General features: G+C 46.5%; 15 protein-coding genes. All 15 read right to left on the bottom strand.

The window, feature by feature from the left end:
* Window positions 1-61: 61 nt before the first annotated feature.
* Window positions 62-517, bottom strand: a complete 456-nt coding sequence (gene fliJ, locus M1D72_RS11115; protein WP_456296909.1) for a flagellar export protein FliJ — start codon at window positions 515-517, stop codon at window positions 62-64.
* 6 nt (window positions 518-523) lie between these two features.
* A complete protein-coding gene (fliI, locus tag M1D72_RS11110; RefSeq protein WP_456296908.1) occupies window positions 524-1,843 on the bottom strand; it encodes a flagellar protein export ATPase FliI in 1,320 nt (439 codons plus the stop codon).
* Window positions 1,843-2,646: a flagellar assembly protein FliH gene (fliH, locus tag M1D72_RS11105; protein WP_390191007.1), complete on the bottom strand. Its 804-nt coding sequence runs from the start codon at window positions 2,644-2,646 to the stop codon at window positions 1,843-1,845. Before fliH ends, fliI begins: the two co-directional genes overlap by 1 nt.
* 50 nt (window positions 2,647-2,696) lie before the next feature.
* A complete protein-coding gene (gene fliG, locus M1D72_RS11100) occupies window positions 2,697-3,752 on the bottom strand; it encodes a flagellar motor switch protein FliG (protein ID WP_390191008.1) in 1,056 nt (351 codons plus the stop codon).
* A complete protein-coding gene (gene fliF, locus M1D72_RS11095; protein WP_390191009.1) occupies window positions 3,745-5,490 on the bottom strand; it encodes a flagellar basal-body MS-ring/collar protein FliF in 1,746 nt (581 codons plus the stop codon). Before fliF ends, fliG begins: the two co-directional genes overlap by 8 nt.
* A gap of 14 nt (window positions 5,491-5,504) precedes the next feature.
* The gene (fliE, locus tag M1D72_RS11090) at window positions 5,505-5,816 is read right to left on the bottom strand and encodes a flagellar hook-basal body complex protein FliE (protein ID WP_390191011.1); all 312 of its coding nucleotides are present in this window, start codon (window positions 5,814-5,816) and stop codon (window positions 5,505-5,507) included.
* 95 nt (window positions 5,817-5,911) lie between these two features.
* Window positions 5,912-7,321: a sigma-54-dependent transcriptional regulator gene (locus M1D72_RS11085; RefSeq protein ID WP_390191013.1), complete on the bottom strand. Its 1,410-nt coding sequence runs from the start codon at window positions 7,319-7,321 to the stop codon at window positions 5,912-5,914.
* Window positions 7,322-7,323: 2 nt separating this feature from the next.
* On the bottom strand, window positions 7,324-8,382 hold the full coding sequence (locus M1D72_RS11080; protein WP_456296907.1) for a sensor histidine kinase: 1,059 nt from the start codon (window positions 8,380-8,382) through the stop codon (window positions 7,324-7,326).
* Between the two features lie 129 nt (window positions 8,383-8,511).
* Entirely contained in the window at window positions 8,512-9,981 is a 1,470-nt protein-coding gene (locus M1D72_RS11075; protein ID WP_456296906.1) for a sigma-54 dependent transcriptional regulator, read from the bottom strand.
* 241 nt (window positions 9,982-10,222) lie between these two features.
* Window positions 10,223-10,633, bottom strand: coding sequence for a flagellar export chaperone FliS (fliS, locus tag M1D72_RS11070; protein ID WP_390191017.1), 411 nt, complete (start codon window positions 10,631-10,633; stop codon window positions 10,223-10,225).
* A 14-nt stretch (window positions 10,634-10,647) separates the two neighbouring features.
* Window positions 10,648-10,971 carry a flagellar protein FliT gene (locus M1D72_RS11065; RefSeq protein ID WP_456296905.1) on the bottom strand — a complete coding sequence of 108 codons (324 nt, stop codon included), beginning with the start codon at window positions 10,969-10,971 and terminating at the stop codon, window positions 10,648-10,650.
* Window positions 10,958-12,940 carry a flagellar filament capping protein FliD gene (gene fliD, locus M1D72_RS11060; RefSeq protein WP_456296904.1) on the bottom strand — a complete coding sequence of 661 codons (1,983 nt, stop codon included), beginning with the start codon at window positions 12,938-12,940 and terminating at the stop codon, window positions 10,958-10,960. The genes M1D72_RS11065 and fliD overlap by 14 nt, the downstream gene beginning before the upstream one ends.
* Before the next feature lie 26 nt (window positions 12,941-12,966).
* Complete coding sequence (gene flaG / locus M1D72_RS11055) at window positions 12,967-13,395, bottom strand: flagellar protein FlaG (protein ID WP_390191021.1); 429 nt, start codon at window positions 13,393-13,395, stop codon at window positions 12,967-12,969.
* A 76-nt stretch (window positions 13,396-13,471) separates the two neighbouring features.
* On the bottom strand, window positions 13,472-14,605 hold the full coding sequence (locus M1D72_RS11050) for a flagellin (protein ID WP_456296903.1): 1,134 nt from the start codon (window positions 14,603-14,605) through the stop codon (window positions 13,472-13,474).
* Between the two features lie 262 nt (window positions 14,606-14,867).
* Window positions 14,868-16,001, bottom strand: a complete 1,134-nt coding sequence (locus tag M1D72_RS11045) for a flagellin (RefSeq protein WP_390191027.1) — start codon at window positions 15,999-16,001, stop codon at window positions 14,868-14,870.
* Between the last annotated feature and the right edge of the window lie 20 nt (window positions 16,002-16,021).

Genomic DNA, 16,021 nt, shown 5'->3' with positions numbered 1-16,021 from the left:
CAAACACAAATAATTCTTTAATAAAGCAATATACGAGCCAGTTATGAATTACGAGAGAATTTTAAGGCAAATCATCAAGTTGGATTTTGCGGCGGGCAAACTGCAACGTAGAGAATTCATCCATCATTTTCTGCTCTCGCTTTTCCTGAAGGCGTTGCTTTTCGGTTTGTTTCTTTTCCATTAACCACTCATAGGAGCGGCGCTGCTTACGCGCTTCCAGCCAATGCTGCTCGCTATTATCGACTTGCTGCTTAAAATGACTTTCCGCTTGCTTCTGCTTTGCGAGCGTTTCATCCAAAGACGTTAAAAAACGATTGAGGTGAGCGTATTGACTGGCGGTCAATCCCGATTGCCCACGCTCCACTAACTGCTGACAATAATCTAGGCGATAGTTTTCAATTTGGGACAACTGCTGATAGTAATTGTCCAACTCAGTACGCGCTTGCCCCAGCGCCATGACGGCTTGGTTTTCATGTTCTTTAGACTGTTCGAGGAGAAACTCTAATGCATTATCCATTGCTTATTAGCCTCCTAACATATTCTTCAGCATATTGACGCACATATCATAAGGCACACTCTCTTTCATGCCTTGCTGTAAGTACTCATCCAATTTCGGCTTTAACGTAAAGGCACTGTCAATTGCCGGATCGGCTCCCGGTTTATAAGCACCAATAGAGACTAAATCTTGATTTTTACGGCACACAGAAAGCACTTGGCGGACCGCTTTAGACATCAACATGTGCTCTTCAGAGGTGATTTGTGGCATCACCCGGCTCACTGACTTCTCAACATCAATCGCTGGATAATGGCCAGCATCGGCCATTTCGCGAGACAACACCACATGCCCATCTAAGATGGCTCGTGATGCATCGGCTATCGGGTCTTGTAGATCATCGCCTTCGGTTAAGACAGTAAAGAAAGCGGTAATAGAGCCTTGATTTTCATCACCATTGCCTGCCCGCTCAACCAATGCGGGCAGCTTTGCAAATACCGATGGTGGGTACCCTTTGGTCGCTGGCGGTTCACCAACGGATAAGGCGATTTCACGCTGCGCTTGGGCGAAGCGGGTCAATGAATCCAGCAGCAATAAGACATCAAGCCCTTGATCACGAAAATACTCAGCAATGGTCAACGCCGTTTGACAACCTTTGAGACGCATTAAGGGCGAAGCATCGGCTGGCGCTGCCACCACGACTGAACGCTGACGTCCATCAACGCCCAAAATTTCTTCAATAAATTCTTTAACTTCTCGTCCACGCTCACCGATTAACCCAACCACCACAACTTGAGCATTGGTTCCTCGAGTCATCATTCCCAGTGTCACCGATTTACCGACACCAGAACCGGCAAACAGGCCAATACGCTGACCTTTACCCACCGTCAGCAAACCATTAATCGCTTTGATACCGACATCCAACGGCTCGCTGATCGGTTTACGGGCTAATGGGTTAATTGGATCGACATGAAACGAAGTTCGTTTATCGGTGTAAATCGGCCCAAGCCCATCAAGAGGATTCCCAACACCATCAATCACACGGCCAAGAAGCTCCATACCGACAGGCAAGCCCGCCTCTTCGGTTACAGGGGTGACTTTGGCGCCAGGTAACACACCCACAATCTGTTCGCTCGGCATCAAGAACAAACGATCGCCAGCAAAACCCACCACTTCGGCTTCCATATCACCATTCATGGTTTCGACTTTACATAAGCTGCCAATCGGTGCTCGGCACCCTGTGGCTTCAAGCGTTAAGCCGACAACGCGCACCAGTTTGCCTGAGGCAACCGGGCGGCAAGTTAAGTTCTCGGATTTATAGTGACTAAGGCGTTCGGCGAGAGCTAACATTATTCACCACCTTGATGATGACGATTAACACCGCAAAAGCTTTGAATAACCGAGCGAATGCGGTCTTCAATGCGATAGTTCACGCTCGACTCTCCCGCCTCAATTTCTACATCACCTCGATTGAGTGCAGGCTCGCTATTCAGCGTCCAATTACGGATACCTAAATCTTCTTCACTAAACGAGGAACGAATGATGTCTACGTCATCAGGATGGAGTTTTAGAGTGATGGCGTGTCCGGCGATGGGTAAAATCTCCACCGCTTGTTTAATCGTATCAAGAATGAATTGTGGATTCGTTTGCACTTCCACATGCACCACTTCTTTGACCAGAGTCAGCACCATATCGACAAGTTGCTTTTCAACCTGAGCATTCATAAGCTCAAGAGGCTGTGCAAACTGGTTCGCTAGGTTGATGAACGTCTTCACTTGTTCTTGAATAAACTCTTGCCCCGCAGCGACACCTTCAATTTTACCCGCTTCCAAACCTTCTTGATGGCCTTCAGCAAAACCTTGCTCTTTGCCTTTATCATAGCCCTGTTTAAACCCGGCCTCTTGACCTTGATGCAATCCATCCTGATACGCTTGCTGCTTGATCAGTTCGATTTGCTCTTCTGTCAATTCTATCGGTTCTGGCTCTGCAGGCTCCGAAAAATCAGGTGCCCAGCTTGGGTCATAGTTGAGCGCGGTTTCTTTTGCTTTCTTACGTGTTTCTGAGCCATAGTCAGGCAGACCCCATTTCTGAGGTTTATCGACGACTGTGTCATCATCAATACGTAAGAAACCGCGTTTTCTTTCAACCGTCATTTGATTACCTAATGTTTCTTATTCTGCGCTGCGAGCTAAGCGCTGTCTCATTACAAGAACTCGTCCGCACCACCAGAAAGCATCAACTCGCCACTGTCTGCCATACGACGGGCAATGGCCAAGATCTCTTTCTGCGCGGCTTCGACATCGGATACTTTAATCGGCGGCATTGCCTCAAGATCATCACGCATCATCTCAGCAGCACGTTTAGACATATTCTTGAAGATCTTCTCACGCAAGGTGTCATCGGCACCTTTAAGCGCACGCTGCAAGACGTCCTGCGGGACATCGCGCAGTAATTTCTGAATGCCTTGGTCGTCGACTTCGTTGAGGTTTTCGAACACAAACATCAGATCTTGAATTTGCGTTGCCATGTCTTCGTCTTGGTCGCGAATCTGATCCATCAGAATGCCTTCGACGTTGTTGTCCATGTAGTTCATGATCTCGGCTGCAGCTTTCAAGCCACCAATTTTGGCCGCTTGGGCACCTGCCTGACCGGCAAACTGTTTCTCCATGATTTCGTTCAACTCTGCCAAAGCGGACGGTTGAACTTCCTCAAGGTTGGCGATACGCATCATTAAGTCCAGACGGTCACGCTCAGCAAATTGCGACAAAATTTCTGCAGATTGATCCGGTTCCAAGTAGGACAGTACGATGGTCTGAATCTGTGGGTGTTCATTAAGGATGATGCTAGCGACCTGACGTGGATCCATCCATTTCAGAGAATCCAATCCTTTTGAGCCAGTACCCAATAAGATTTGGTCAACCAAGTTATTGGCTTTGTCTTCACCCAAGGCGGCAACCAGCGCATTACGCATGAAGTCTTCACTGCCCATACCGATGTTGGTGTATTTCTGGATATCTTCGAGAAATGCACGATGGACAGAGCTGACTTTACCTTGGCTCAGGTCTTTCGCCTTAGCCATTGCACTACCGACTCTCTGAACCTGTTTCGGCTCGAGATGGCGAATAATTCCCGCCGCATCTTCTTCGTTGAGGCTCAATAGCAGAATGGCAGCACGTTCCTCGCCCGGAATGGTCGAGATATCCACCAAGTTTTCATCTTCTTCGCCATCTTGGCCTTGAGGTACGATTTCGTTAGGCATCTGTCATCCAATTCTTCACTACTTGTGCTGCGAGTTCAGGTTCATTCGCCACCAAGGCTCTTACTGCTTTCAGCACATCTTCATCTTTATGCAAGTTTGGTAGATCAATGGTCGAGCCAAACTCGAATAAATCCCCACCTTCAATGTCACTGCCAATCAGGCTAGTTTCACCATCAGCACCAATTGGTAACCCATCAGGACCGTACATTTGGTCATCGTCATCCGCTGCAGGATTAAGCAGTTTCTTCATCGCTGGGCGAACCAAGACAAGAATAACCACAATAATGACTAACGCACTGGCTAACCAACGTACCCAATCGTTGAAGTTCGGGTTTTCCCATATTGGCAAGTCTTGAACTTGTTCCATTTCAGGTTCAGCAAACTGCATACTCAGCACATTCAGCAAATCACCACGTTGTTCACTAAAGCCGACAGCACCCACTAACAATTGTCGAATACTGTTCAGTTGAGCATCAGACAAAGGTTGATAAGTGGTTTCCCCTGTTTCTGGGTTAACGATCGCGCGGTCTTTGATGGCCACCGCAACCGTTTGACGATTTATAATCCCGGTTTGACGACGCTCATGACTGATGGTGGTATCGAGCTCAAAGTTACGTGTTGCTTCTTTATGCACAGATCCTTGGCCCATCAATGAACCGTCTTTCATTTGCGCGACATCTTGTGGAATCGAGGCATCCGCCGGAGGCTGATTACTGAGCGCACCGGGAACACCTGCGACCACATTACCGTTATTATAGTCTTCAAGCGTATATTCGCTGCGCGTCGATGGTGTATTCGGATCAAACTGCTTACGCGTTTGTTCAATGGCACTGAAATCCAATTCCACATCGACTTGCGCTGTGTAGTTACCCAGTCCTATAACCGGAATGAGGACAGAATCAATTTTCTCACGCAACGCCTGCTCTTGTTTACGTTCCAACTCATGCTCTTTACGACGTGCTGCGGAGGCAGGATCTTGTGAGCCTGAACTGAGCAAGCGGCCATGTTGATCTGTCACCGTGATACGAGTTGGTTTCATGCCTGGAACCGCACTGGCCACCATATCGACTATCGAATCAACTTCTTCTTGCTTAAGAGAAGCCCCCATACGCAAGGTTAAAAAGACGGACGCCGACGCTTCTTGATTATGGCGAACGAAAACACTCTGTTTTGGTAGGGCAAGCAATACACGCGCCTTACGCACTTGTTTCATCTCTTCGATCGCTTTTGACAGTTGTCTCTCGCGGCTCAGTTTGAGACGTTCCTGTTCTAAGCGTTGTGAAACACCAAAGCCCATGTCTTGAAGCAGAATGTCGTCACCGGCCTGCTTTTCAGTATTCAGCCCAGCACGAACCATATCGAGCTTGATGCTGTTGTAATCGGATGAAGGAACTAAGATGGTGTTACCATCTAAGTGGTAATCAATTTTTTGCTGGTCAAGATGATCGAGAACGGGAATCAACTCTTCCGTTTCATAAGCACCCAGCGGACGCATTTCTGGTGCTCTAACCCAGAAAAACAACATGACGATCAAGGCAACACAGATCGAAATAGAAATCACCAACACGACTTGACGCATTAGGTCGAGATCACCCACGGCCATATCAAAGCGTGATGAACTTTTCTCACCAAGATCTGGATTTTGCTCCTCAAGTTCGACGTCAGAAGACGCCGCAACCGCGGTTCCAGTTTCTGGTTCGGTCACCGTTAGATCGGTAGATGGATTTTGCTCTGCCACACGTAGTACCTAAATTAAACCGGCATGTTCATCAGTTCTTTGTACGCTTCAACAAGCTTGTTACGTACTTGAATGGTCGCTTCAAAAGCGACGCTAGATTTGTTTCGAGCAATCATCACATCAGACAAAGACACATCTTCATCTCCGCGATCAAAGCGCATTTGCAAATCTCCTGATGTTTTTTGTAAACCGTTCACGTTGTTGATGGCACGAGATAGCATGTCACCAAAATCATTGGCAACTTGTTGTCCGGTCGGGGACGTTTTTGTCCCTGTCGCTTCCATCATCATGGCTTGCATTTCACTTTGAAAACCGTCAATTCTCATCACTACCTCAGACGTCAACTCTTTGACAAATTATCACTCACTAAACTTATGGAGCAATTAGCATGCCATCTCAAAAGTTATACTAAACAATGTGATTAACCGGGAATTTCGATACCCGCATCACGCATTTTCGCCAGTTTATATCGAAGCGTGCGTGGGCTGATACCTAACTTCTCTGCCATTTCTTTGCGACGTCCATTACATTGAACCAAGGTCTCAAGAATGATGGCATATTCTTGATCTCGGAGTTCGCTCCCGAGACCTGCCGCATTGTTCAGGCTTGCCTGCCAATCCAGCTCTTCTGCGACCGGAGCAACATGCGGCGTAGCCACATGCCCTGTTTCTACCGCTTGTTGTAAGCTTCCTGCATCCTGCCAATCCACCCCTTCTAAAAGAATATGCTCATCGTTGATGTTGCCGTTTTCACTCAGAATCAGCGCACGTTGAACAACGTTATCTAATTCACGAACATTCCCTGGCCATGGGTAGCTCAAAAGTTTACGAATGGCACCATCGGCCATCTCGGGCATTGGCATGCCTAATTTTTGACAGTGGCGCTCTACAAGATGTTTTGCTAACGGAGCGATGTCTCCGGCGCGGTCTTTAAGCGCAGGCCATGAGATTGGGAAAACGTTTAGGCGATAGTATAAATCTTCACGGAAATTACCTTCTTGAACATATTGCTTCAAGTCACGGTTACTGGTCGCCAACACTCGAACATCAAGCTGGATACTTTTGCGCCCACCTAAGCGTTCTACTTCACGTTCTTGAAGAACACGCAACAGTTTAGCTTGAAGGTTGAGGTCCATTTCGCTGATCTCATCAAGCAAAATGGTGCCTCCTTGAGCCTGTTCAAATTTCCCCGGACACGCTTGTACTGCACCAGTGAAAGCCCCTTTCTCATAACCAAATAAGGTCGCTTCTAGCATATTGTCAGGAATAGCCGCACAGTTGATGGCGACAAAAGGACCGTCTTTACGATTGGAGGCGTTGTGAATGTAGCGTGACATCACCTCTTTACCCGAACCACTTGGCCCTAAGATCATGACATTGGCATCGGTCTTGGCCACTTTGTCAGCCAGTGCCAATAGCTTGATGCTTTTTTCATCCGCAACCACGGCATCACCGTTGTCATCTGATTTCACTGGCGCATAGCGACTGACCATATTCAGTAGCACTTCAGGAGCAAATGGTTTCGCCATGTAATCAATTGCGCCTTCTTTCATCGCGCTCACGGCATCTTCAATATTGGCGTAGGCGGTCATTAGCAATACGGGCAAATTTGGCCAGTGTTGTTTGATATTACGCTGCAACGCTAATCCACCCATGCCAGCCATCTGGACATCAGAAACTACGATATCGACATTTTCTGACTTCAGCTTAATCAACGCATCTTCCGCGCTGTCCGCTTCTAACCACTCGTAGCCAGCTAAAGCGAGCGTATCCACCAGCGCTTCACGTAGACCTTCATCATCTTCAACGATTAAGACTTTACTTTGAGCCATCATCATTCTCCAGTTGTCATTTCTAGTGTGGCTTGTGTATTACGCTCGATAGGCATACACACTGTGAAACAAGCACCTTCGCCTTGCTCGGAGTAAAGCTCCAAGCGGCCATCATGTGCGCGACAAACCATTTGTACTACCGCGAGTCCAAGACCTGTACCTTGTGAACGTGTAGTAAAAAATGGTTCCATAATTTTGTGTTGTATCTCTTGAGGAACACCAGGCCCACTGTCTTGAACCGAAATGCGTAATTCCCCATCCACGACACGAAAGAACACATCGACTTGCGAGCCTTTGCCTGCAATTTGAATTGCATTCATCACTAAGTTACTCAATGCCGATGCCACCGCATTCGCATTGCCAAGTAAACTCACGTCAGCATTCTCTAACGTCAATTCATAATCAATTTGGTTGTTTTTCACAGCCGCCTCAACCATTGGCGAAAATTCATCTGCTAACTCTTGAACGGTAAAAGGCTTAACGACCTTGTTATCGCCACCTTTTGCGAACAGCAACATATCGTTTACTTGCTTCTCCAAGTCGTAAAGACGATCCATTAGCTTGGTTTGAAAACGATCTTTCGTTGCACTGGGTAGGTTCGGCGCAGCGAGGTTTGATGCATATAGCATCGCACTCGATAACGGCGTTCTGACTTGATGAGCCAGCGATGCCACCATTCGTCCAATTGAGGATAAACGCTGTAAATCACTGATTCGTGACTGCAATAAACGGGTTTCAGTAAGATCAGTGATCAATATAAGTTGCCCCGTCGCAGAAGCCGAAATCGCCAAACGCACTTTACGTCCATTTCGTAATGAGATCTCGTGACCATCATCTTCACGCGGTGCAAATACCTGCTGAATAATCGAAAACCATTTTTCGCCCACCAGAGGCACTTCCAGCAAGCGCTGCGCTTCTGGATTCGCTTCATGTACCATGCCTTGAGTATCCAGCAAGATTACCCCTGCTGGCATCACTTCAATGACTTGTTGATAACGTTCCACCTGCTCTTCTAGGGAGCCAAGAGGAATTGCTTGTTCTGGGGATGGAGTCGGTTGCATGTCGTATTTCTGCCAATAAAACTACAATAGGCTGGAATGCAAAAAGCACGCCAGCCTATTTTTTATATTTATCAATTAGTTATGTATTGGTCAGTTTTTTGACAGATGCCATTCTATTAACATTCGCGCCTAACGCTGAATATTATACTTCCGCATTTTCTCAACCAGCGTCGTACGACGCATCCCAAGCATATCTGCCGCTCGCGCAACGATACCGCCTTGCGCATCAAGTGCTTGGTTAATCATATTGATCTCAAGTTCAGAGAGCATCTCTTTGAGGTTGATCCCCTCAGAAGGCAAGGCTTGAGGAGCACTACTCAAGTTATCTTCAAGATTATCGACACTTTCCAAACTAAAATCACTTGAAAAAATATCGTGTAGCGCAGCACGCTCTTCTTCTTCAACCGTATTGGTGTCACGGTATTCCGGTTGAAACTCAGGAATATCGCTGTAACGATATTTCGTCGGTAGATGATTCACGTCAACCAAACTATTTGGATAAAGAATAATCATCCGTTCGACCAAATTAGCCAGCTCTCGAACATTGCCAGGCCAATTGTGCTCCATCAAAGAATTGATGGCCCGAGGGGTAAAGCAAATCGGCTGAGAGCCTTCGGCTTCCATTCGAGTCATTAACTCTTGAAGTAGCAGCGGAATATCTTCTCGACGTTCACGTAAAGCTGGCGTCTCGATGGGAAATACGTTGAGTCGGTAATAGAGGTCTTCGCGGAATGACGCATCCCCAATCATATCTTCGAGGTTGCGGTGAGTCGCCGCTATCACACGAACATTGACCTTAATCGTGGTGTTGCCACCAACGCGCTCAAAGCAGCGCTCTTGAAGTACACGTAGCAATTTAACTTGCATCGGCATTGGCATATCGCCAATTTCATCAAGAAACAGCGTGCCCCCTTCAGCCAATTCAAAACGACCTTTTCTTGAGGTGATGGCCCCAGTAAACGCCCCTTTTTCATGACCAAAAAGTTCGCTTTCAAGCAGATCAGGTGGAATTGCGCCGCAGTTAATCGGGACGAACGGGCCACCTCGACGTGGTGAATGATAGTGAATATTGCGAGCGACCACTTCTTTACCGGTGCCCGATTCACCCAAAATTAAAACGTTGGCTTCTGAAGAAGAAACTTGCTCGATGAGATGTCGGACATCTTGAATACCAATACTTTGCCCAACCAAACTGCGGAACAAGGTATTTTTACGTGCAGATGCAACAATATTGATGCCTTTGCGACCAAGAAATTCTTTGCAGTGACGCAGCGCTTCGCTCAATTGAGGGTAGTTGAGTGGGAACTCGAGTTCACCAACATAATTTGTATGTTCATCAACAGGATACTGATGCTTACCTGCAATCAAGATAGGAATATGATTGGCAGTAAATAACTTTTCACTCAACTCTGCGGTGAGTTGACCACCTTGCAAAGAGCCAATAATGCATCCCGCCCAAAATTGTGACCAATCAATGTCATTGATTTGATCAGAATGAATCGCTTCGCACTGCTCTCCAACAAATTCTAAGATATTACTGAGATTGATGCGCGCCTGAGCGCTGTCTTCAATCACAAGTAGTTTTGCTAAACCTTGCATAGGTGAGAATGATCGCCTTAGTCTGAAACGCGGTGACTGAAACTTTGTAATTTACTCTCTAATTAATTCTAACTATAGACATTACTTACAAATATCAGCAACAAAAAAAGCCACTAGGCTAATAGTGGCTCTTATTCTAGGGATTATAAAAAATATGGCAACCAAGCCGTCATTTGATGTGACTTTTAATCCAAACCGGACAAAAATTCTGCAAAATTCAGGCGTATAGGTCAGATATTTCCTACGCTCCTACATCCGAGGCGGTCAAATTATGAAATTCGTTGGGAATTTGATCCCAAGCGGACTTAATTTCACGGATAATATCGATCACGTCATCAATATAGTCAGGATTGTTCTGATGGTTCGCTGCGGTAATTTGAGTAATCATGAACTCATAAAGCTGATCAAGATTTTGCGCAATATCTCCGCCATCATCCATCGAAAGACAACTTCTTAAGCTGATAATAATATCCAAGGCTTTACCCAAGCGCTCACCTTTTACAGGAATATTGCCCTGCTCCATGGCCGCTTTTCCCTGAATAAGGCGTTCAATCGCACCTGCCATCAGCATTTGAACAATCTTATGCGGAGAGGCCGCACTGAGCTGGCTATCTACTGATACCTTTTTATAAGCCTGTAACGAACCACGCATAATTATCCTCTTTCCTATAAAAACTTTTTGTACTGCTGAACCGACTTTTTACCATAGCGATACTTTTGTAACGCCAAGCTCAATTCTTCGGTCTTGGATTGCATCAGTTCAACAATACGCTGCGTCTCTTGAACTGCTGCATGCCATTTTGGATGCTTCGCATAGTCTGGAGACTGCTCAACCATATTGAACAATGATTGCAATAACTGTTCCCTTGTATCGACGAGTACGACGATTTCTTCAGTATTAACGTCTTTACTCATAAGATAGTTCATTAAATCGTGATCAAGATCACCTAATTGAACCAACTTCTGCTCAAATTCTTTATCCAAGGGCATTCATCATCCCCGCAAGTTGCGACTGCATTTTACTGGTCGCATCTTGCATCGCCGAGAATTTGGCGTGTGTCCGCTGCTCTATCGACTCCATACGACGGTCTAAATTCGCCTGCTCATCCTGTAAGCGGTGGTTACGTTCCACCATGCTACGTTCGCGGGTTCGAATCGAGCCTGTTACTCCAGTCATGCTCTGAATCGCATCCTCCACCTGTTTGGCAAAACCTTGGTTCCCACCAAAGAAGTCGGCCATCTTGGTAAAGTTATTGTTGAGCTGCTTATTCAACATATTGTAGTTGATTTCGAGGTCACCACGTCGAGTCGTGGTAATCCCAAATTCAGTCAAACTTTTAAGGTCCGGCGGCGCTGTGTCAATTGAGGTTGAAAGCACCGTTTTTAAACGTGATTCGGCGCTACGAACAACGCTGTCTCCCGCCAAAGGCCCAGCAGCGCCAGTACGCGGATCAACACCGCCTAACTCTTTCGCTACTTGGTGGAATTGGTTATAAGACGCGACAAATTGCTCAATATCTTGGCGTACTCCTTCACGATCGTATTCGACATCAATTTCTGATGCAGGCTGATTCGGATCGGTTTTGCCTTTCAGGGTTAAATTTACCCCTTCTATAGCATCTTCGATGACATTATTATTGCTCGATAGTTTAGCAATGCCATCCAGCAACACTTCCGAGTTTTGCCCAGCTTGAACCTGAATCATACCTTGGTAGGCATCAAAGGCGTCTTGGGCTGAATCGAGGTCTTGCTTGGCTTTATCCACACGCTCTAGATAAGCCCGCTGCTCTTCAGGAAGTTGAGCTCTTACCGCTTGTTTTGCCTCTTCCTCGGTTAAATCTCCAGCCTTAATTGCACGGTTGATCGCATCACGCTCCGCTTCAAGTTGAACTTCTAACGCTTGTTGCGCTTCTTGAGGCGTGACATAAGAATCTGTGAGTGTCCCAGAGGCGGTATTGGTCCATCCTGGTACTTGCTGCGATTTTTCTAACGCTTTTTCGTCGAGTTCAGGTTCTGGCTCTTGGTATGAATCGAGTAATGTACCTGACGCGGTTTCTGTCCAGCCAGGAATTCTTTCTTCAGGCTTAAGATAGCGATTCGCTTCGGTGCCTGCTTTCGCCGCCGCAGCCAATGCTGACTCTGACATTTCACTGCCCGCTGTCGGGTCAGTCTGCAAAGCAGCCTGTTCAGCACTGCTCGCCAGTTGTTGATCGGCAGATTTTGCCGCTTCAACATTGCGGTTGGCTATCTCATCGGCAACTTTTTGCTCCTCTGGTGACAGCGGAGCCAACAGCTCTTGAGCCTGATTACGAGCTTTTTCTAAATCACGTACTCGCTGCTCAAGGGTTTTGTATTCGAAACGGTTGAGGTTATCGCCTTTTGCTGCATCAACACGAATACCAACTTGGTTGTCTTCACCGGGTAAGTTGGCGGCAACGATGAGCCGGGGTCCCTGCATATCATTAATCACAGAGGCTCGGACGCCAGGGTTTGAATTGCTGTTGTTGATACCACGCACGATATCAATCAAACGAGAATTGTTGCGAACATCGACGGTAAAATCGCGTTCACCCATAGAAATTTGCAGCTTTCCGGGTCCAAATTTGGCGTCCTCCGGTAATACGTCGGACGCCACTTTATGACTTTGAGCAAGCTGCAACACATCGATAGCATATCGACCAGCGATCGCTTCCGTTGTTGCGGTCGCGGACACAACACCGTCATTGCTCGTTTCAACACGTCGAGCAGCAAACGCTTTCTCCTGACGAAAATTCGTCATGAGATTTCTCATTGTGTCCAGCGACTCCCTGAGTCGCCCATAGGCACTGATATTGGAATCAATTTTAGTCTGCTCATTGTTGATGCGTTGCTGCTTTGGAAGCCGCTCTGCCTCAACAATTTTGCTGACCATGGAATTGATATCCATGCCAGAATTCATCCCTATAGGGCCTAGACTCATTCAAATTACCTCAAACTTTCAACGATTTACACTTTGTCATTCACCAACCCTGATGAATAGCGGGCGGTTTGAACTCGTAAGCGTCGTAACACTTCCAGCATCTCTTCATCCGGTATCTGGCGAATAATATCGCCAGTTTGCGCTTCGTAGATGGTGACCACTTCTCTCCCCGACTCTTCGTCGACTCGAAAAGATAACCCGGTATTGATGGATGAAATAAATTCGTTCATCTGCTCTACCAGTTTTTGGCGCTCCTCTCTGTTTAACCTCTCGCGCATTTGTGTACGCTCGATCGCTTGGTCTACAGATTGGGTTGCCTGTTCAGCCACCTCTCTTAACGCATTTCCTTCATTTTGCGAAGACACACTCTGGGCATTATCGTATTTAGAAGCAATTTTAGTGCCACTTTGTGAGCCGTAAGGCTGGACGTTCGATGTGTAGGACGGTAGTTCCATAACAATCTCCCTTCCACCTTTTAGGTCTGCAACATAAATATCGCTTGTCCCAATAAGCTCAATAAGAACCTATCGATTAACCTAATAAGCTTAGAGCTGCCGATGGTGATTGCTTCGCTTGCGCCAGAACAGAGGTACTGGCTTGTTGCAAAATTTGCGACTTCGTCATTTGCGTCGTTTCTTTTGCATAGTCAGTATCTTTGATTCGGCTACGTGATGCATTCACGTTCTCATTGATGTTATCTAAGTTGCTGATAGCATGACCAAAACGGTTCTGGAATGCCCCCAGTTCCGCCCGTTGGCTATCCACAGCTTTCAACGCACCATCAATGACGGAAACCGCCATTTGCGAGCCAGCGACAGAAGTCACATCGACATCCGCCACTGTCACATCTTGCGCCGCACCAAAGCCAATTTCAGAGCCTAGCGAACCACCAATCGTAACTTCACCATCCACCTGCTGAGAAGATGCAAACAGTTGCAATTTACCTTCTTCCCCTACCGATGCTTTGATGTCAGAGCTTTGACCATTGATGTATGTCGCAAGCTGCTCAATATCATCACCTGCTTTCGCGTTAATCGTGAGCTCTTGCTGTTCACCTTCTTTATTAGTGTAGCTCAAGGTGAAATCCGTACTGCCTTCAGAAACAGACCAATCCGGTGCTTTTCCTTCAGCAGCCACATAAGCCTGACCGCCCATATCGGCGGTATCTGAACGCATGTTGCCCATAGAGAGCATCACGGCTTCACCAGAACTTGCGCCAATTTGGAAAGACTTATTACCAAACGAACCATTAAGCAATTTGTTACCACCAAACGACGTGGTTTCTGCAATACGATTCAACTCATCATTCAACGCGGTTACCTCTTCTTGGATCGCCACTCGTTCAGACTTTGAGTTTGAGCCATTAGAAGATTGCAGTGACAAGTCACGCATGCGTTGAAGGATATTGGTGGTCTCGTTCATTGCACCTTCTGCAGTTTGTGCAATAGAGATACCATCATTCGCGTTTTTCACAGCCATGTTTAGACCATTACTTTGCGACGTTAAACGGTTGGATATTTGTAGACCTGCAGCATCGTCTTTGGCGCTATTAATTTTATAACCCGAAGACAAACGCTCCATCGACTTTTGCATACCATCAGCAGCACCATTTAGATAGCGCTGTGCGGTCATCGCCGACACATTGGTGTTAACGTTAATTGCCATATCGATCTCCTTTGGCATTTAAGGGTGATGCGCTTTCGTGTCTCTCACCTCACTTCAGCGCATCTCATTTCTCTCAATCCTTTAACGGCCCCCTAAACGGAAGCTTTAGAAAAAAAACACGATAATTGCTGTTTTTTTATTCAAGAGCGAAATTATGTGATCGATTTAACAGTATATCGTTTGTCTATTTCCTCGATGGAATCACCAAATCGCAGGCAAAAAAAATCCAGCCGAAGCTGGATTTTTTGAGATGAATCCGTGATTAACCTAGCAAGCTCAATGCGGCTTGAGGCGCCTGTTTCGCCTGAGCCAAAACAGAACTTGATGCTTGAGAAAGAATTTGCGACTTGGTTAGTGCCGTTGTTTCTTTCGCGAAGTCGGTATCTTTGATACGGCTCTTCGAAGCGTTCACGTTTTCGTTAATGTTGTCTAAGTTGCTGATAGCGTGGTTGAAGCGGTTTTGGAAAGCACCTAGCTCTGCACGGTTACTATCAACATATTTCAGTGCTGAGTCGATAATCGCGACAGACTCTTGCGCGCCACCCACTGTCGTTACATTGATGTTATCGACGGTAACGTCTTGAGCAGGACCAAAGCTCAGTTCACTTGCAAGACCACCAGAGAACGCAACATCACCCGTCACTTTGCTCTCCGCAGCAAACATTTGTAGCTGACCATCTTCGTTAACTGACGCTTTAACCATATCGGTTTGACCGTTGATGTAAGTCGCCAACTCTTCAATATCATCGCCTGCTTTAGCAGAAATATTGATGGTTTGCTCTTCACCTTGTTTATCGGTCAAGGTTACCGTTAGGTCGTTAGAACCTTCTTGTACAGTCCAGTCTTTATCTTTACCTTCCGCTGCGTGATAAGCTTTACCACCCATACCGACGTTGTCTGAGCGCATATCGCTAAGTGATAGCATAACCGCTTCACCGTTATCAGCACCGATTTGGAACGATTTAGTACCGAATGTACCGTTAAGTAGCTTGTTACCACCGAATGATGTAGTTTCTGCAATACGGTTAAGTTCATCGTTTAGAGCGGTTACTTCTTCTTGAATTGCCACACGCTCTGATTTTGAGTTTGAACCGTTCGCTGATTGTAGCGATAGGTCACGCATACGTTGCAGAATATTGGTGGTTTCGTTCATCGCACCTTCAGCGGTTTGAGCGATTGAGATACCATCATTTGCGTTTCGTACTGCAACATCAAGACCGCGGCTTTGCACATTCAAGCGGTTCGAAATTTGTAGACCCGCTGCGTCATCTTTAGCGCTGTTAATTTTGAAGCCTGAAGATAGACGTTCCATTGAAGTTTGTTGTGCATTGTTAGCGCTGTTTAAGTAACGCTGTGCTGTCATTGCTGATACGTTTGTATTTACATTCACTGCCATGGTGATTTCTCCAATTGATT

Source organism: Vibrio sp. AK197 (genome assembly GCF_053903115.1).
This window is presented reverse-complemented; position numbering and strand designations above follow the sequence as displayed.